This is a genomic window from Amycolatopsis dongchuanensis (assembly GCF_039542405.1).
Lineage (GTDB): Bacteria > Actinomycetota > Actinomycetes > Mycobacteriales > Pseudonocardiaceae > Amycolatopsis_E > Amycolatopsis_E sacchari.
In genome coordinates this window covers 26,459-44,445 of the sequence record NZ_BAABIB010000002.1, presented here as the reverse complement: position 1 = coordinate 44,445, position 17,987 = coordinate 26,459, and the positions used below count along the sequence as shown (strand labels likewise).

17 protein-coding genes are annotated in these 17,987 nt (G+C 69.4%); 13 read left to right on the top strand and 4 right to left on the bottom strand.

The features are described from left to right. Positions 1 to 94 precede the first annotated feature (94 nt). From ABFX51_RS00210 to ABFX51_RS00200, 3 genes are read left to right on the top strand one after another with little or no spacing between them, the layout of a single operon-like run. Positions 95 to 799: a response regulator transcription factor gene (locus tag ABFX51_RS00210; protein ID WP_177228904.1), complete on the top strand. Its 705-nt coding sequence runs from the start codon at positions 95 to 97 to the stop codon at positions 797 to 799. A 14-nt stretch (positions 800 to 813) separates the two neighbouring features. After that, positions 814 to 2,112: an ATP-binding protein gene (locus tag ABFX51_RS00205; protein WP_346051277.1), complete on the top strand. Its 1,299-nt coding sequence runs from the start codon at positions 814 to 816 to the stop codon at positions 2,110 to 2,112. Next, positions 2,109 to 2,504, top strand: a complete 396-nt coding sequence (locus ABFX51_RS00200) for a (deoxy)nucleoside triphosphate pyrophosphohydrolase (protein WP_091513709.1) — start codon at positions 2,109 to 2,111, stop codon at positions 2,502 to 2,504. Before ABFX51_RS00205 ends, ABFX51_RS00200 begins: the two co-directional genes overlap by 4 nt. A gap of 21 nt (positions 2,505 to 2,525) precedes the next feature. Here the strand turns inward: ABFX51_RS00200 and trpS are convergent, their stop codons facing one another. After that, positions 2,526 to 3,488, bottom strand: coding sequence for a tryptophan--tRNA ligase (gene trpS, locus ABFX51_RS00195; protein ID WP_091513712.1), 963 nt, complete (start codon positions 3,486 to 3,488; stop codon positions 2,526 to 2,528). 258 nt (positions 3,489 to 3,746) lie between these two features. Between trpS and ABFX51_RS00190 the strand changes: the two genes are divergently transcribed. Further along, entirely contained in the window at positions 3,747 to 4,046 is a 300-nt protein-coding gene (locus ABFX51_RS00190) for a YciI family protein (protein ID WP_091513714.1), read from the top strand. Here the strand turns inward: ABFX51_RS00190 and ABFX51_RS00185 are convergent. Then, entirely contained in the window at positions 4,043 to 4,186 is a 144-nt protein-coding gene (locus ABFX51_RS00185) for a hypothetical protein (RefSeq protein ID WP_177228905.1), read from the bottom strand. The genes ABFX51_RS00190 and ABFX51_RS00185 overlap by 4 nt on opposite strands. Positions 4,187 to 4,334: 148 nt before the next feature. Between ABFX51_RS00185 and typA the strand changes: the two genes are divergently transcribed. The 5 genes from typA (at position 4,335) to ABFX51_RS00160 (ending at position 12,211) form a co-directional block, all read left to right on the top strand. Then, on the top strand, positions 4,335 to 6,233 hold the full coding sequence (gene typA / locus ABFX51_RS00180) for a translational GTPase TypA (RefSeq protein ID WP_091513716.1): 1,899 nt from the start codon (positions 4,335 to 4,337) through the stop codon (positions 6,231 to 6,233). A gap of 150 nt (positions 6,234 to 6,383) precedes the next feature. Further along, positions 6,384 to 8,111 (top strand): ABC transporter family substrate-binding protein, encoded by a 1,728-nt coding sequence (locus ABFX51_RS00175; RefSeq protein WP_177228906.1) that lies wholly within the window; start codon positions 6,384 to 6,386, stop codon positions 8,109 to 8,111. Positions 8,112 to 8,303: 192 nt separating this feature from the next. Further along, the gene (locus ABFX51_RS00170) at positions 8,304 to 10,094 is read left to right on the top strand and encodes an ABC transporter family substrate-binding protein (protein WP_091513719.1); all 1,791 of its coding nucleotides are present in this window, start codon (positions 8,304 to 8,306) and stop codon (positions 10,092 to 10,094) included. 169 nt (positions 10,095 to 10,263) lie between these two features. Next, the gene (locus tag ABFX51_RS00165) at positions 10,264 to 11,280 is read left to right on the top strand and encodes an ABC transporter permease (RefSeq protein WP_091513720.1); all 1,017 of its coding nucleotides are present in this window, start codon (positions 10,264 to 10,266) and stop codon (positions 11,278 to 11,280) included. Position 11,281: 1 nt separating this feature from the next. After that, entirely contained in the window at positions 11,282 to 12,211 is a 930-nt protein-coding gene (locus ABFX51_RS00160; protein ID WP_346051263.1) for an ABC transporter permease, read from the top strand. Between the two features lie 702 nt (positions 12,212 to 12,913). Here ABFX51_RS00160 and ABFX51_RS00155 read toward each other — a convergent pair. Then, on the bottom strand, positions 12,914 to 14,674 hold the full coding sequence (locus tag ABFX51_RS00155; RefSeq protein ID WP_091513723.1) for an ABC transporter ATP-binding protein: 1,761 nt from the start codon (positions 14,672 to 14,674) through the stop codon (positions 12,914 to 12,916). A gap of 110 nt (positions 14,675 to 14,784) precedes the next feature. Between ABFX51_RS00155 and mshB the strand changes: the two genes are divergently transcribed. Genes mshB through ABFX51_RS00140 form a run of 3 tightly spaced genes read left to right on the top strand, consistent with a single transcriptional unit; the run spans position 14,785 to position 16,590 of the window. After that, on the top strand, positions 14,785 to 15,534 hold the full coding sequence (mshB, locus tag ABFX51_RS00150) for an N-acetyl-1-D-myo-inositol-2-amino-2-deoxy-alpha-D-glucopyranoside deacetylase (protein WP_091513725.1): 750 nt from the start codon (positions 14,785 to 14,787) through the stop codon (positions 15,532 to 15,534). After that, a complete protein-coding gene (locus ABFX51_RS00145) occupies positions 15,531 to 15,893 on the top strand; it encodes a hypothetical protein (protein ID WP_091513727.1) in 363 nt (120 codons plus the stop codon). The genes mshB and ABFX51_RS00145 overlap by 4 nt, the downstream gene beginning before the upstream one ends. A 1-nt stretch (position 15,894) precedes the next feature. Further along, positions 15,895 to 16,590, top strand: coding sequence for a hypothetical protein (locus ABFX51_RS00140; RefSeq protein ID WP_091513728.1), 696 nt, complete (start codon positions 15,895 to 15,897; stop codon positions 16,588 to 16,590). Here ABFX51_RS00140 and ABFX51_RS00135 read toward each other — a convergent pair. Beyond that, positions 16,571 to 17,350: a site-2 protease family protein gene (locus ABFX51_RS00135; protein ID WP_091513824.1), complete on the bottom strand. Its 780-nt coding sequence runs from the start codon at positions 17,348 to 17,350 to the stop codon at positions 16,571 to 16,573. The two genes, ABFX51_RS00140 and ABFX51_RS00135, sit on opposite strands and share 20 nt — an antisense overlap. 248 nt (positions 17,351 to 17,598) lie before the next feature. On the opposite strand from ABFX51_RS00135, the gene ABFX51_RS00130 reads away from it, so the two are divergent. After that, on the top strand, positions 17,599 to 17,883 hold the full coding sequence (locus tag ABFX51_RS00130; protein ID WP_428832423.1) for a WhiB family transcriptional regulator: 285 nt from the start codon (positions 17,599 to 17,601) through the stop codon (positions 17,881 to 17,883). The last annotated feature ends 104 nt before the right edge of the window (positions 17,884 to 17,987 follow it).

The window sequence follows — 17,987 nt, the reverse complement described above, 5'->3', positions numbered from 1 at the left end:
AACGCTCCCTCCCCGGCACTGAGATCGGGCTGAGACGCTGAGAGAGCGCTGAGAACGGGCGCACGGCCAGCGAAAACGGTGCATTCTGGGCAGCGTGAAGCCTCGGGTGCTGGTGGTGGACGACGAGCCGGGTGTGCGCAAGGCGCTGCACCGCGGCCTGCGTGCGGAGGGGATGGACGTCCTCACGGCGGCCGACGGGCCGTCGGGGCTGCGGCTGGCGCAGACCGGCACCTTCGACGTGCTGCTGCTCGACATCATGCTGCCCGGGTTGTCCGGCTACCGCGTCCTGCAGCAGCTGCGGGCGCAGGGGATCGGCACGCCGGTGCTGATGATCTCGGCGAAGGACGGCGAGGTGGACCAGGCCGACGGGCTCGACCTCGGTGCCGACGGTTACCTCGTCAAGCCGTTCTCGTTCGTGGTGCTGGTCGCGCAGGTCCGGGCCGTGTTGCGGCGCGCGCAGAGCGAGGCCGTCCGCGGTCCGCTGCGGATCGGGGGCCTGGTGGTGGACCGCGCGACGCGTGAGGTGCGCTGGCACGACGAGCCCGTGGCGCTGAGCCCGCGGGAGTTCGGGCTGCTGGAGGTGCTCGTCGGCCGGGCGGGCACGGTGGTGACGAAGGACGAGCTGCTCCGCGCGGTCTGGGGCGACGAACAGGCCGCGACGCGCAACGTGGTCGAGGTGTACGTCGGGTACGTGCGCCGCAAGCTGGACGCCGTCGGCGCGGGCTCGCTCGTGCGCACCGTGCGCGGCCACGGCTACCTCGCCTCGGACGCCCAGCTCGACGAGGTCCTGCCGGGGTGATCGCCCGCTGGCCCATGTGGCTCCGCATCACCCTGCCCGCCGCCGTCGTCACGCTCGCGGTCCTGGTCGGGTTCGCGGTGCTGGCCGGGCGCGGTCTCGGCCCGTTGCGGCTGGCCTCCGCGGACGCCGAACTCGGCGCCGCGCTGGGCCCGGCCGGTGCCGCGGTGTCCGCGGGCCGCCCGCCCGCGCCGGTGGACGGCATGGTCGTGCGGGTGCTCGACACCGCGGGCGCCCCCGTCGACGGCGGTGGTCCCGTCCCTGGGCTCGGGCAGGGCGAGGTCAGGGCGCTCAAGGCCGGCACGTCCGTCCACAGTGGAGCGATGGCGTGGCGCGGGACGGTGGTGCCCACACCCGACGGCTCGCTGCGGCTCGTCGTCGCGGGCACGGGCCTGGTCGGCCTCGACTCCGCCGTGCGGACGGGCTCGACGTGGTTGCTGTGGGCGGCGCTCGTCGGCGCCGTGCTGGCCGCGATCGCGACGTGGTTCGTGGTGCGCATGGCCCTGCGGCCCGTCGAGCGGATGCGCCGGTCGCTGCGGGCGCTGCCGCCCGGCGAACGCCTGCCCGTGCCGCGCGCGCACGACGAACTCCGCGCCCTCGCCGAGGACTTCAACGCCCTGCTCGCCCGGCAGGAGGAGAGCAGCAGGCGGCTGCGCCGGTTCACCGGCGACGCCGCGCACGAACTGCGCTCGCCGGTCGCGTCGATCCGGGTGCAGGCCGAGGTCGCGGTCGCCAACCCCGATCCCGAACTGGCGCAGGAAACGCTCGCCGACGTGCTCGACGAGGCGGAACGCCTGTCCGCGCTGCTCGACCAGCTGCTGGCGCTCGCCCGGTCCGACGCGGGGGAGGTACCGCCCGCGGAACCGGTCGAACTGGTCACCGAGGCCAGGGACGCGGTCGCCAGGATGCCGGCGGGTGCGCCCCCCGCGCGGGTGAACGGCGTCGTCGGCTCGGCCTGGGCGCACGCCGCGCACGCGGAGGTGGAACTCGTGCTGAACAACCTGCTGCGCAACGCCTGCCGGTACGCGCGCTCGCAGATCGTGGTGTCCGTGGTGCCGGGCCGCAGCAGCGTGCGGGTGGTCGTCGACGACGACGGGCCCGGCGTCCCGCCCGAGCACCGGGACCGCGTGTTCGACCGGTTCTACCGCGTCGCCGACGACCGGTCCCGCAGCTCCGGCGGCAGCGGGCTGGGGCTCGCGATGGTCGCCGAAGCCGTGCGGCGGCGGGGCGGGCGGGTGACCGTCGGGGAGTCGCCGGAGGGCGGTGCCCGCTTCCAGGTGACGTGGCGGCGTGCCGGTAACGTCTCCGCTTCGTGAAGGCGCGAGTGATCGTCGGGGCGGCCATCGTGCGGGGTGGTTCCCTGCTCGTCCAGCAGCGGGCGTACCCACCCGAGGTCGCGGGGCGGTGGGAGCTGCCGGGCGGCCGCGTGGAACCGGGCGAGACCGAGCCGGAGGCGCTGCGCCGGGAGTGCGTCGAGGAGCTGGGCGTGGAGATCACCGTCGGCACGCGTGTCGGGGCCGACGTGCCGTTGCGCTCGAACCTCGTGCTGCGGGTGTACTCCGCCGAGCTAACCGACCCGGACGCGCGCCCGAAAGCCTTGGAGCACAAGGGAGTCCGGTGGATCGACGCCACCGCGCTCGACGACCTGCGGTGGCTGCCCGCGGACCTCGAACTGCTCCCCGCGCTGCACGAGCTGCTGGAAGCCTGAGGTCCGCGGGCCACCGGTCCTTCAGCCCGCGCCGATCAGCCGCAGCGCCGAGCTGAGCCGGTGCTCGCCGCGCTCCGCCGCTCGGGCCGCGCCCGCCTTGCGGATCCGGTCCAGCTCCGCCGGATCCGCCAGCAGCGCCAGCGTTCCTTCGCGGACCGGGCGCAGCGTCTCGATCACCGCGTCCGCCACGGCCTCCTTCAACGCGCCGTACGAGCCGTACGCCTCCGCCACGTCACGCGGGCTGGTGCCGGTGCAGGCGGCGAGGATCTCCAGCAGGTTCGACACCCCCGGCCGCCGCTCGGGGTCGTAGGCGGGCACGGACTCGGCGTCGGTGACCGCGCGGCGCACCTTGCGGCGGATCAGGTCCGGCTCGTCGAGCACGAACACCACCCCGGCCGCGTCCCGGCCGGACTTCGACATCTTCCGCGCCGGGTCGGCGAGGTCCCGCACGCGCGCCCCGGTGGGCGGCAGCACCGCCTCCGGCACGGTGAACACCTCGCCGTAGGTGGAGTTGAACCGCTTCGCGAGCGCGCGGGCCAGCTCCACGTGCTGCCGCTGGTCCTCGCCGACGGGCACCTCGTCCGCACCCAGCAGCAGGATGTCGGCGGCCATCAGCACGGGATAGGTCAGCAGGCTGAGCCGCACCCCGCTCTGGCCACCCGCCTTCTCCTTGAACTGGATCATCCGCGCGGCCTCGCCGAAACTGCACGTGCATTCCAGCAACCACGTCAGCGCGCCCAGTTCCCGCGCGAGATCGGATTGGACGAAAACGCGTTCCGGGGCGATTCCGGACGCGATCAGCACGGCGAGCATCTCGCTGGTGCGCGCCCGCAGCCCGGCCGGGTTGTGCGAGGTGGTCATGGCGTGCAGGTCCGACACGAAGTACAGGTCCCGCGCCCCTCCTGCCGCGGCCCAGTGCGAGATCGCGCCCAGGTAGTTGCCGAGCTGGGCGTGCCCGGACGGGGTGATGCCGGAAAACCTCATGTGGTCTGCTCCTCGAAGGTCGGTGCCGCCCGCGCGGACCGCCTCCCCGGACACGGAAAAGGCCGCCCTCGCGGGGCGGCCTGGATGTGTCAGCGCACAGCGTTTCAGCCGCCCGGGGGCGGCCACCACAGTCCGGTGAAGCTGCGCATGGGAGCACTTTAACGCCGGTCCGCGGTTCTTTACCACCGCATGACCGATGTGATCGACCAGTCCCGAATCGAAACCGCCGGTATGCCGTGACGGAGCTACCGTCAATTCATGTATGTGGTTCTGCTGACCTTCACAGCCCCGATGGAAGAAGTCGACTACGCATTGCCCGATCACGCGAAGTGGCTCGAAAAGCACTTCCAGGCGGGCGAGTTCCTCGCCGCCGGGCGCTGCAACCCGCGGGAGGGCGGGGTGATCCTCACGCGCCCCATGTCGCGGGCGAAGCTGGAGGCGATCCTCTGCCTCGACCCGTTCGCGCTCCAGCACCTCGCGACGTACGAGATCGTCGAGTTCGCGGCGACCCGCACCGCGCCGGAGCTGAGCGCCCTCAACGAGGCGGTGCTGGCCTAAGCGGCCGCCTTCGCCTTCTTCAGTGCCAACACGGGGCACTTCTTGCAGCGGCTCGAAGACCGGCAGCACTTCTTCTTCACCTTGCCGGCCTTGATGAGCTTGCGGACGACGGCCTGGGGGTCCGCGTTCTTCTTGCCCATCCAGTTAGGTTAGGCGCACCTAACTGGAGATGCAGCGTGGCGGGGGTCACAAAGGGGCGGAGGGTATCCTGGAGAAGACTGCCCGTTGGCCAAAGCCGGCGCGGGGGTCTTCCCCCTTCAGACCTTTTAGTACTTCAGGAGCCTTCGCGTGCCCGCAGCAACCGCCGAGAAGGTCCGCACGGACCTGCGCAACGTGGCCATCGTGGCACACGTCGACCACGGCAAGACCACCCTGGTCGACGCCATGCTCCGCCAGTCGGGAGCCTTCGCCGAACGCGCCGAGGTCGTCGACCGGGTCATGGACTCCGGCGAGCTCGAGCGCGAGAAGGGCATCACGATCCTGGCCAAGAACACGGCCATCCACCGCCAGACGCCGGACGGCGCGGTCACCATCAACGTGATCGACACCCCCGGCCACGCCGACTTCGGCGGCGAGGTCGAGCGCGGCCTCGCGATGGTCGACGGCGTGGTCCTGCTGGTGGACGCGAGCGAGGGCCCGCTGCCGCAGACCCGGTTCGTGCTGCGCAAGACCCTCGAAGCCGGGCTGCCGGTGGTCCTCGTCGTGAACAAGGTCGACCGCCCCGACGCGCGGATCGCCGAGGTCGTCGAGGAGACCCACGACCTGCTGCTCGACCTCGCGGGCGACATCGAGGACGCCGACCTGGACGCGGTGCTCGACCTGCCCGTCGTCTACGCCTCCGCCCGCGCCGGCCGCGCGAGCCTGGAGCGCCCCGCCGACGGCGACCTGCCCGACAGCGAGAACCTCGACCCGCTGTTCGAGACCCTGCTGCGCCACGTCCCGCCGCCCCAGGCCGACGTCGACGGCCCGCTGCGCGCGCTGGTGACCAACCTCGACGCGTCGAACTTCCTCGGCCGCATCGCGCTCATCCGCATCCACTCCGGCAAGCTGCGCAAGGGCCAGACCGTCGCGTGGCTGCGCGAGGACGGCACGGTGCAGAACGTGCGGATCTCCGAGCTGCTGGTCACCGAAGCCCTGGAGCGCGTGCCCGCGCAGGAGGCCGCCGCGGGCGACCTCGTCGCGATCGCGGGCATCCCGGACATCACGATCGGTGACACCCTCGCCGACGTCGAGAACCCCGAGGCCCTGCCGCGGATCACCGTGGACGAGCCCGCCATCTCGATGACGATCGGCGTCAACACCTCGCCGCTGGCGGGCCGCAACGGCGGGGACAAGCTCACCGCCCGGCTGGTCAAGGCCCGGCTGGACGCCGAGCTCGTCGGCAACGTGAGCATCAAGGTGCTGCCCACCGACCGCCCCGACACGTGGGAGGTCCAGGGCCGTGGCGAGCTGGCGCTGGCGATCCTCGTCGAGCAGATGCGCCGCGAGGGCTTCGAGCTGACCGTCGGCAAGCCGCAGGTGGTCACCAGGACCATCGACGGCAAGCTGCACGAGCCGTTCGAGCGGCTGACGATCGACTCGCCGGAGGAGCACCTCGGCTCGATCACGCAGCTGATGGCGGCGCGCAAGGGCCGCATGGAGCACATGGGCGGCAACGGCACCGGCCGCATCCGGCTGGAGTACGTGCTGCCCGCGCGCGGCCTGATCGGGTTCCGCACCGACTTCCTCACCGAGACGCGCGGCACCGGCATCGCCAACCACGTGTTCGAGGGCTACTTCCCGTGGGCGGGCGAGATCCGCACGCGGCACACCGGTTCGCTCGTCGCCGACCGCTCGGGCCCGGTGACGTCGTACGCGATGATCCAGCTGGCCGACCGCGGGACCTTCTTCGTGGAGCCGGGCGCCGAGGTGTACGAGGGCATGGTCGTCGGGGAGAACCCCCGTGCCGAGGACCTCGACATCAACATCACCAAGGAGAAGAAGCTCACGAACATGCGCTCGTCCACGGGTGACGAGCTCGAGCGCCTCGCCCGCCCGCGCAAGCTGGGCCTGGAGGAGGCGCTGGAGTTCTGCGCCGCCGACGAGTGCGTCGAGGTGGCGCCGGAGGCCGTGCGCGTGCGCAAGGTGACGCTGGACATCAGCCAGCGGGCCAAGGAGCGTTCGCGCGCGAAGAGCCTGCCCAAGTAAGCCCTGATCGGGAACCCGCCGGGGGTGGCGGACGTCCACCTCACGGCGGTACCCGATACGGTGCCGGACGGCTCCGGCACCTTCGGGAATTCCGTACCGGGGTGCGGGGCCTTGTGGCACCATCGTGGGCTCATCGCCTGGGGAGGCAGCGTGCGGACGAGCAGAGCGGCGGCACTGGTCCTGGTGCTCGTTGCCGTGCTGACCGCGTGCACCTCCACGCCGCCGCCCCCGGTCGTCACGTCGCCGGTGGCGCAGTCCACCACGCCGGTGCCCGGCCCGTCGCAGATCGTGGTCGGCGTCGACGACATCGTCGGCGGCTACAACCCGCACAACCTCGCCGACCAGTCGACGATCACCACGGCGCTCTCGCAGCTGCTGCTGCCGTCGGTGTTCCGGCAGTCCGACGACGGGCAGTACCAGCTCGACACCACGCTGATGCGCTCGGCCGAGGTGACGTCGGAGAGCCCGTTCACGGTCACCTACCTCATCCGCCAGGACGCGTCGTGGTCCGACGGCGCCCCGATCGCGGTCGAGGACTTCGTCTACCTCGCCGACGCGATGCGGGACCAGCCCGGCGTCGTGCAGCCCGCGGGCTACCGCCTCATCTCCGCGATCCAGCCCAGCGAGGGCGGCAAGGGCGTTCAGGTGACGTTCTCACAGCCTTATCCCGGCTGGAAGACGTTGTTCTCCAACCTCCTGCCCCAGCACCTGCTGAAGGACGCCCCAGGAGGCTGGCAGGGGGCTTTGCAGGGCAGTTTCCCGGCCTACGGCGGCCCGTTCTCCATCAAGCAGCTCGACACCGCGCGCGGGGAGATCATCCTGGAGCGCAACGAGCGGTACTGGGACAAGCCGGCGGCCGTGGACCAGATCGTCCTGCGCCGGTCGGACGAGGCCGGCCTGGCGGCGGCGCTGCGCAGCGGCAACGAGCAGTTCGTGCTCTCGCGCACGGACGCCACCGGTCTGAAGCTGCTCCAGGACCTCGGGGCGGGTGTGCGGCTGCACACCGTGCCCAGCCCCCGCGTGGCCGACGTGCTGTTGCGCCCGGCGAACGGCGTGCTGGTCAACGACAACGTGCGGGCGGGCGTCGCGGCGCTGCTCGACCGGAACAAGCTGATCGACGAGGGCGCCGCCGGCGGTCCGTCGGCGGGCTTGCGGGCCGACGCGGAGGTGCTCGCACCGGCCATGCCCGGCTACGCCGCGACAATTCCCGCGAACGTGTCAACGCCCGATTCGGGGACAGCCGATCAGTTGTTGCGGAGCGCGGGCTACACCAAGGACGCGGGCACCTGGCGCAAGGACGGCAAGGCGCTCTCGCTCGTCGTCGCCTCGCCGGGGCAGCAGGAGCCGTACGCGAGCGTCGCGAAGGAGCTGGCACGCCAGCTCACGGCGGCGGGTGTGCAGGTCACGACCATCAACCCGGAGCCGAGGGACCTGTTCTCGAACCTGCTGGCCATGCCGGTATCGAGGGCGGGTCAGCCGGGCTCGGACGGCTCCGGGAACGTCGGCGTGGACATCGCGGTCGTCCCGCTGCCGACCGGCGGTGACCCGGCCACCGTGCTCGCCTCGACCTTCGGCTGCCGCCCCGGGCAGACCGGCGGCAGCACGTCGGGCAGCACCGCCGTCGTGCCGGCCAACCCGGCCGCGGTGTGCGACTCCGAGCTGCAGTCGACCATCGAGGAGGCGCTCACCGGCACGAAGACGATGGCCGAGGCCCTCACCGAGCTCGAACCGAAGCTGTGGGCGCAACACACGGTGATCCCCCTGTTCCAGCTCGCAGACACGCTGGGGCTCGGAAACGGCATTTCCGGCGTGACGCCGGGGCCGCCGATGGCTGGGCCGTTCGGGTCAGCCGTGAACTGGACACGTGGCGGCAAGTAACCAACGTGTGTCCTCGTGTTAGCGGGAAGTCACCCTTTGGTCACAATCGTTCCCGGAGTGGTGACTCCTCGTGTTGAGGTTCCTAGCGTTCTCCGGCAGTGCGCCGACGCGTGCATTCGGTGTGACATAAGCTCCCGCCTAACGCGCAGGAGCGGTGTGGGCGCGAGCCCAGTGCTAGGAGGGCACACATAAATGAGGAGATGGAAAGCAGCTTCGGCCGTCACAGTGGCCGCGGCTGCCGCGCTCGTGCTGAGCGCCTGCAGCGGCGGCAGCGACGGCGGGTCGGACCAGAACGGTTCGAGCACCGACGTCAAGAGCATGGCCGTCGGCAAGGCGGAAAACGCCAACGCCGGCACGTACAAGCTGGGTGACGTGCCGAGCTGGCCCGGGCCGGTCACCATCGGTATCGACGACGCGTACTCGGCGTACAACAACCAGACGCCGGACAGCAACACGTCGTACAACACCTACATCCTGACTGCCGTCCTCGCCGGCTCCGACGTGCTGGACGGCAACAACAAGGTGTTGCTGAACAACGACGTCCTCGACTCCTGGGACGTGACCTCCACCAACCCGTACACGGTCACCTACAAGATCAAGCCGGGTGTCAAGTGGTCCGACGGCGTTGCCTGGAACTGCAAGGACTTCTACCTCGCGTGGCTGTCCGGCAGCGGCAAGGTCAAGGCGTTCAACGCCGCGTCGACGACGGGTTACGACCTGATCAACGACGCGAAGTGCGTTGACGACCAGACCTTCGTCACCACCTACTCGCAGCCCTACGTCGACTACAAGGGCCTGTTCGACAGCGCCCAGATGCTGCCGGCGCACATCCTCGAGAAGCAGACCGGCATCGCGGACATCACCAAGCTCACGCCGAGCAGCGACCCGGCCGAGCTGACAAAGGCCGGCGACTTCTGGACCAACGGCTGGAAGGGCTTCAAGGCCGACATCATGCCGGCGTCGGGCCCGTACATGATCTCCGCGTTCGACGAGAACCAGGGTGTCGTCACCCTGAAGAAGAACCCGCAGTGGATCGGCGCCAAGGGCGGTCCGGAGACGGTCATCGTCAAGAAGTTCTCGGACACGAAGGCGATGGCCACCGCGCTCCAGAACGGTGAGATCAACGTCGTCGCGTCGACGCAGCCGGACGCCACCGCCGCCGACACCCTCAAGGGCCTCTCGGCGCAGGGCGTGATCTACGGCTCCGCGCCGCAGCTGACGTACGAGCACCTGGACATGAACTACAAGAATGCGATCCTCAAGGACGAGGCAGCGCGCAAGGCGTTCTTCCAGGTCGTGGACCGCAAGGAGATCACCGACAAGCTCCTCAAGGAGGTGCAGTCGGACGTCGCCCCGACCAACAGCCTGATCTGGACCCCGGCCGAGGCCGGCTACAAGGACGCGGGCTACGGCACCACCGCCGGTGTCGGTGCGGCCGAGGCGAAGAAGACGCTGGAGGCCGACGGCTGGACCCTGGGTGCCGACGGCATCTACCAGAAGAACGGCCAGCGCTTCTCGGTGACGATCTCGCACAACAACAACTCGCGTCGTGACCAGACGGTCGAGATCATCCAGTCCCAGGCCAAGGCCGCGGGCATCGAGATCAAGAACGACAACGACCCGACGTTCCTCTCCGGTGGCCGCGTGAGCACCGGTAACTGGGACATCGCGTTGTTCGGCTGGTCGCAGGCGCCGTTCAAGTCGCAGTCGCAGCCGATCTACTCGACCGGCGGCAGCCAGAACTACCAGGCGTACAGCGACCCGAAGGTCGACGACGCGTTCAAGCAGGCCGTCGTGGCCACCGACGAGACCACGGCGAACCAGCACTACGCGGAGGCCGACAAGGGCATCGCGGCGGACTACGCTTCGCTGCCGCTGTTCGCGACGCCTTCCATGTGGGCGTTCCAGGGCGTGGACCGCGTGTACATGCAGTCGTACAACGGTGCGCTGTGGAACGTCGGTGAGTGGGAGCAGCGGAAGTAATCTTCCCGGCTGACCGACATCCCTGGTGGAGTCCGGGGGCGCGGGGTACGAACCCCCGGCCCCCGGACTTCCTCCGGAAGTAGCTGTCGACCGTTGGGCGACCCCCAGTACGGTGGACACCGGGCGCGGCTGCATACTTCCGGCCAGGCCCGGATGAGGAGCTATCTCGTTGAACCTGGTTATTTACATCCTTCGCCGGCTGGCGATTTCGATCCCCGTGTTGTTCGTCGGGACCTTCCTGGTGTTCCTGATGGTCGCCGCGACCGGGGATCCGCTGGCCGAGCTGCGGGGCCGCCCGAACATCAACCCCGAGGCGATCGCGCAGACCGCGCAGCAGCTGGGGCTCGACCTGCCGCTGGTGCCCCGCTACTTCCACTGGCTCGGGAACTTCCTGACCGGTGACTGGGGTGTCTCGGTCGCGCAGGGCAACGCCATGCAGCCCGTGTTCCCCAAGGTGATGAGCGCCTTCGAGGTCACCATCAAGCTGGTGGTCGGTGCCGAGATCCTCGCGCTGGTCGTCGGTGTGGCGGTGGGCGTGCTGGCCGCGGTCAAGCAGTACTCGATCGTCGACTACCTCGCCACGACGCTGGCGTTCTTCCTCTTCTCCATGCCGATCTTCTGCGTCGCGGTCGTCCTCAAGACGTACGCGATCCAGATCAACGGCTGGGTGCGCGATCTGGGCCTGACGGACTGGCTCGGCAACCCGTGGCTGAGAACGACGAGTCCGGAGAACCTCACATCGACCGGGTTCGGGGACTTCCTCGCGAAGTACTCGGGTGCCTACCTGCTGCCCACCCTGTCGATCATGGCGATCAGCTTCGCGGCGTACAGCCGGTTCCAGCGTGCTTCGATGCTGGAGACGCTGAACATGGACTACGTGCGCACGGCGCGGGCCAAGGGCATCTCCGGTTCCCGCGTCATCTTCCGGCACGCGTTCCGCAACGCGCTGATTCCGGTCGCCACCCTGTTCTCGGTGAACTTCGGCCAGGTCCTGACCGGTGCGATCATCACCGAGACCGTGTTCAACTGGCACGGCATGGGGACCCTGCTCGTCGATGCCGTCAACCACAACGATCCGAGTGTGCTGATGGGCTGGCTGGTCGTCGTCGCCGTCATGGTGGTGCTGGCCAACCTGGTCGCGGACCTGTTGTACGGCATCATGGACCCGAGGATTCGCGTTGGCTGACATGAATTCGCTGGTTGCCGGCGAGGCCGCCTCGTCCGCCCAGCGCGAAGGCACCCTTCCCCCCGAAGCGCTTCCGGAACCCGCCAGCCAGGGCAAACTGGTCCTGCGGAAGTTCCTGCGGCACAAGCTCGCCATGATCTCCACGGTGGTGCTGCTCGTCATCGTGCTGATCGCGGTGATCATGCCGATCTTCTGGCCGCACGCCTACGAGGACGCGGGTTTCCCGTCGTTCGCGAAGCCGAGTGGCGACTTCCCGCTCGGTACCACCCAGGTCGGCAAGGACATGGTGTCGCAGATCCTGCGCGGTACCCAGTTCTCGCTGCTGATCGCGGTCGTGGTGTCCGTGCTGGGCACCCTGATCGGCGTGATCTTCGGCTCGCTCGCCGGGTACCTGCGGGGCTTCACGGACTCGGCGCTGTCCCGGCTGACCGATCTGTTCCTGATCGTCCCCCAGATCGCGGCCGCGGCCATCATGGCGAAGATGTTCGGGCACGGCAGCTGGTTCGTGGTGGCGATCGTGCTGGCGCTGTTCGCGTGGATGCCGATCGCCCGCATCACCCGCGCCGAGGCGATGGCCCTCTCCCAGCGCGAGTTCGTCGAAGCGGCGCGCGCGGCGGGCGCGGGCACGGGCCGGATCATCTTCCGGCACCTGGTCCCGAACATGGTCGGCAGCATCACGGTGAACGCGACGCTGGCCGTGGCGCAGGCGGTGCTGGTGGAGGCCGCACTGAGCTTCATCGGCCTCGGTGTGCAGCCGCCGGACACCTCGCTGGGCCGGATCATCCTGGAGAACTACGCGCAGGTCCAGACCCGCCCCTGGCTGTTCTTCGGCCCGTTCGTGGTGCTGGTCCTGATCTCGCTGTCGATCAACTTCATCGGTGACGGTCTGCGAGACGCCTTCGACCCCAGGCAACGACGGATGAAGGCATAAAAAAGCACAGTGGAAAAAAGGCGCCCGCCCCGACAAGGCAGGGCGCCTTTTTCTTTACTACACCCACACCAAAACCACCACCGAGCGACGCGAACGCGAGCGGCCCCAGGCCCCGCTCCTCCCCCGCCTCGATCCCCAGCTGCCTGAGCCAACCGTTAAACACTCAAGGATCGGGGCGGGGGAGGGGCCGCGCGGGCAGGGCGTTCACGCCCGGGGACCCCGGTACCCGGGCAGGCGGCCGGACCAAAGACACAAGATCAAAAGAATGCCTCGCCGGCGGGCAATACCGCTAAGTTAGTACGTTTTACCTGGTCAGGGCGTTACCGGAGGCTCTGTTCAGTCGTTCCCGCCGGTTAGGCGGTTCTCCACTTGAGACAGTCGCCGTTGCGGTTGAGGGGAATCTTCAATTGAGGCAACTGTTCTGTCGGGGTGTGACCGCTCTGTGGGCGACGCCTCCAAACGCCTCTGAGCTGCGGAAACTCGCCTAAACTTAGCGGTATTGGCCGGCGGGCAGGCTCCAGGATGATCGGGGCCCAAAGGGATCTCACCTGGGGTGGGTGGTCGAGTTGAGTGATCATCCCGTCGCCTGCGGTTTGTGCATGGACCACCGGTTTCAGGCGACGGGATGATCACCCAACTCTGGGGTTGCTGCGCGAAGGGCCCCTTCCGCTGGCGCGGAAGGGGCCCTTCGCCGCTCGGCTCTCAGTCGGCCACTGGGGCCAGTTTCCCGGCTTCCCAGGCCGCTCGCCGTTCGGCCTGGAGGACCGGGTCCGCGACCGGGGCGGCCGACAGCAGGCGCCTCGTGTACTCCTGCTGCGGGTTGTGCAGCACCTGGTCCCGCTCGCCGACCTCGACGAGCTTGCCGCGCTGCATCACGGCCACCCGGTCGGCCAGGAGGTCGACGACCGCGAGGTCGTGGCTGATGAACAGGCACGCGAAGCCCAGGGACTGCTGCAGCCCGAGGAACAGGTCCAGCACGCGCGCCTGCACCGACACGTCCAGCGCGGAGGTCGGTTCGTCGGCGATCAGCAGTTGCGGGTCCAGCGCCAGCGCACGGGCGATGGACACGCGCTGCCGCTGCCCGCCCGACAGCTCGTGCGGGTAGCGGTTGCGGTACTGACCAGACAGCTCGACACTGTCCAAAAGCGACACAACACGATCGTTGAGTTGCTTGCCCTGGAACATCTTGTGCAGCACCATCGGCTCGGCGATCGATTCACCGATGGTCATCTTCGGGTCCAGTGTGGACGCCGGGTCCTGGAACACGATGGAGAAGTACCGGCGCAGCGGCCGCAGCTCCTTCGTGGACAGGTTGGTGATGTCACGACCCGCGATCGACACCGTGCCCTGCGTGGGCTTGAGCAGGCGGATCGCGCAGCGGCCGACCGTGGACTTGCCCGAACCGGACTCGCCCACGAGCCCCAGGATTTCGCCCTTGTTGATGTGCAGCGACACCCCGTCGACGGCCCGGTTCTTCGCCTGGCCGCGCTTGCCCGGGTACTCCAGCACCAGGTCCTTGATCTCCAGCGCGGGCGCGTCGGTCTGGATCTGGCCTTCCAGCTCGCTGTCGGACAGGCGGATCTTCTCGTCCACGTCCTCCTGCACCGGCGTCTCGTCCAGCAGGCGACGACCGGCGGGGCGCTGGCCGAGGACCGGCACGGCGGCCAGCAGGCGCCGCGTGTAGTCCTCCTTCGGCGAGGCGAACAGCTCGTGCACCGGGGCCTGCTCGACGATCTCGCCCTGGTACATCACGACGACCCGGTCGGCCAGGTCCGCGACGACACCCATGTCGTGCGTGATCAGCACGATCGCGGTGTTCAGGGTGTCCCGCAGCTTCCGCAGCAGGCCGAGGATCTCCGCCTGCACCGTGACGTCGAGCGCCGTCGTCGGCTCGTCCGCGATGATCACCTTCGGGTCGCACGCGATGGCCATCGCGATGACCACGCGCTGGCGCAGACCACCCGACAGCTGGTGCGGGTACTGCCGGAAACGCTCCTCCGGGCTGGGGATGCCGACCATGTCGAGCAGCTCCACCGCCCGCTTGTCGGCGGCCTCGCGCGAGATGTCCTGGTGCGCGCGCAGCGCCTCCCGGATCTGCCAGCCCACCGTGTACACCGGGTTCAGGGCGCTCATCGGCTCCTGGAAGATCATCGCGATGTCGTTGCCGCGGACCTTCCGCATGTCCTTGTCCTTGAGCCCGACCAGCTCGCGGTCGTCGAGGCGCAGGTCACCGGAGATCTTGCTCGTCTTGGGCAGCAGGCCGAGCACCGACATCGAGGTGACCGACTTGCCCGAACCGGACTCGCCGACGACCGCGACGATCTCGCCGGGCTTGACGTCGAAGCCGATGCCCTTGACCGCCTCGACCACGCCGTCGTCGGTCGCGAAGGAGATCTTGAGGTCCGCGATGGACAGGACGGAACCCGAGGCGGCCAGCCTCGCCGTCGTCGCTTCAGTGCTCACCAAGTGGCCCTTCGTGGGGGAAAACGTTCCACGCTGTACAGCGCAACTTCGCGCGAGGATATCCGAGGATCCCCCGACGAAGGTCGGCAGACTGTAAATATTCTGAATCAGTGCCAAAGCGATTACTGCTGGTCCACGCCCATCCGGACGACGAAACCATCACCACGGGCGGCACCATGGCGCGCTACGTGGCCGAGGGTGCCGAGGTCGTACTGGTGACCTGCACGCTGGGCGAGGAGGGCGAGATCATCCCGCCGGAACTCGCCGGGCTCGGCTCCTGGGCGGCCGACCAGCTGGGCGGCTACCGCTCCGGTGAACTCTCCGCCGCCCTGCGGGAACTCGGCGTGACCGAGCACCGCTACCTCGGCGGCATCGGTGGCTGGCGCGATTCCGGCATGGCGGGCACCCCCGCCGCCGAGCACCCCCGCGCGTTCGCGAGCGGCTCCCTCGAAGACCAGGTGCTCCAGCTGCAGGTGATCGTCGACGAGGTCCGGCCGGACGTGCTCGTGACGTACAACTCCTTCGGCGGCTACGGCCACCCCGACCACATCCGCGCGCACGAAATCACGATGGCCGTGGCCGACTCCGCCCGCCGCGTCTTCCACATCGCCGCCGGCGGGGGTGCCGTCCTGCCGCCCGAGGCGCCGCCGAACGAGATCACCACGACGATCGACATCCGCCCGTACCTGGACCGGAAGATCGCCGCCCTGCGCGCCCACGCGACCCAGGTGACCGTGGACCCGCCCGAGTTCGCGCTGTCCAACGGCGTGCCGCAGCCGATCGGCGAGGAGGAGTACTTCACGCTGGTCAAAGGCCCGCGCGAGGGCGCGGAAACGGACCTGTTCGGAGGCCTGGAATGAGCGTGTTCCAGCGGGTCCTCCTGGTGCTGCTGCTCCTCGACACCGTCCTGCTGGCGACGCTGGAACTGTTCTTCCTGCCGCTGCGCGTCGGCGGCACGGTGCCCCTGCCCATCACGGTGCTGGTCGCGATCGCCACCACGCCGCTGCTGGTCATGCTGGCCGCGCGGCTCGTGCACCCCAAGGCGGCGTTTGCCCCGCTGGCGTTGTGGGTACTGACGATCGTGGTGCTCGGCCTGACGGGACCGGGCGGTGACCTCGTGCTGATCCAGGACTGGCGCGGCCTGCTGCTGATCGCGGGCGGGGCTCTGCCCGCGGCGCTCACGCTCGGCGGCTCGCTCGCCGTGCCGGGAAGGAAGTGACGTGGCCGAAGCCATCTCCGACCGGCAGATCGTCAGGGTGCTGCGCCCGTTCGTCCGCGCGGCGCAACCCGTGCTGCGCGCGATGTGCCGGCCAGGGCGCATCGAAGGCCTAGCCAACGTGAAGCTCCCCGGCTCGGCGGCCTGGGACGCGATGGACCGGCAGCAGCACATCGACTGGTGGATCAACCGCGTGGGCAGGCTCACGTCGCTGGTGACCGCGATCCCCGGCATCGGCGGCGCGCTCGCGGACCGCCTCCCCGTGCAGGACGCGCTCGGCGCGAGCGCGCAGGGGCTGCTGCTGTGCGCGATCGCGGGCGAGCACGGCATCGACGACGTGGGCGAGCGCGTGCGGTTGCTCGCTTGGGTGTTGTTCCAGCGCGACATCGATCCGACGCTCGCCGCGGGCAGGCACGGCGAGGCGGAGGACGCGAAGACCGCCGAGCTCGCCGGGGAGTTCGACGAGCACGACGGCAAGCGGTTCAGCGCGAAAGCGGCGGCGACGACCTTGTGGCGCATGGGACGTTCGCTGTTGGCGGTGTCCGGCGAACTGGAGAAGCGGCCGCGCGGCCGCTTCTACCAGCGTGCGCTCGGGATGCTGCCCGTCGTCGGCATCGCGGGCGACTACCTCGCCGAGCGCTCCGGCCTCAAGCGCGTCGCGAAGCGGGCCGACGCGTGGCTCAGTGGCGCCAGAACATGAACGCGTAGTTGCCCGCGCTGGCGTCGAAGGTGCTGCCGCCGATGGCGCGGAACACGAAGTCCGAGAGGTCCCAGAACACGTTCGCCACGGCGGGCACGGCGAACAGCAACGCGAACAGCGCGAGCGGTGCCCACGGCCGCACCTTCGCGGCGAACTCGCGCGTCTGCGGCGACAGGTACGGCTCGATCGCGCCGAACCCGTCGAGCCCCGGCACGGGCAGGATGTTCAGCACGAACGTCAGGATCTGCAGCAGTGCCAGGTACGACAGGCCGTAGGACAGCCCGTCGGCCATCGGGATGAAGGCCACGGCCAGCGACAGCAGCAGGCCGATCACGAAGTTGCTCAGCGGCCCCGCCAGCGAAACCCAGGACGACGCGGCACGCGAGCGCAGTGCCCACCGGTTGATCCACACCGCGCCACCGGGCAGCGGGATGCCGCCGATCGCGAGCAGGATCAACGGGAGCACGAGCGACAGCACGGGATCGGTGTAGCGCCGGACGTCGAGGTTCAGGTAACCCTTTCCGACTACGGAGTGATCTCCGCCCTTGTACGCCAGGAAGGCGTGCCCGAACTCGTGCAGGGTGAGTGAGGCTGCCCACCCCGCGACTACGAGAACGAAGATCCCGCCGATCACCATCGGGTCTTCGTTCGCCGAGCCGAGGGAGTCCGCGTCACCGAACGCGGCCAGTAGGCCACCCACTACGGTGAGCGCGAGGATGCCGAGGAACACGGGACTGGGTCTGACCGCTGATCGCTGCACGCGCACAGTCTGTCGTATCCGTCCGGGTAGCTGTCGGCGTGTCCCCTTGCGCGAATAGGCATCAGGGTCCCCCGAACTCGCTACTCGGCTTGACCTGGCCGCATTACACGGGTGTAATCACATTGCTGTCATTCGACGCGGCAAGGGGGTGTCGGATGCGGCTTCAACACCGCCAGCCTGGGGAGTGCGTGGAAGCAGAGGAGGCGGAAGTGCGGTTGGAAGCAGACGGAAGGGAATGGGGGCAGGTCGTGGAGTGGGGAGCGAACCCGGACGAGGAACTGGGTGAGCTCATCGACATCTTCGACCCGGCCGAGCCGCCGGAGTGGCAGGACCGCGCGCTCTGCGCGCAGACCGACCCGGAGGCGTTCTTCCCCGAGAAGGGCGGATCGACCCGCGAAGCCAAGCGGATCTGTCAGGGCTGTGAAGTGAAGAGCGAGTGCCTCGAGTACGCGCTGGCCCACGACGAACGCTTCGGCATCTGGGGCGGACTGTCCGAACGGGAGCGTCGCAAGCTCAAGAAACGCGCGGTCTGAAGGAGAAACGAGCTGGGCGGGCTCTGCTCGCGGAGTGCGCTCGCCGCGCTCGTTCCTCGGTGCGCTTCGGGGGTCGAACCCCGAGCCCCCTGGGCCCCGGTGCT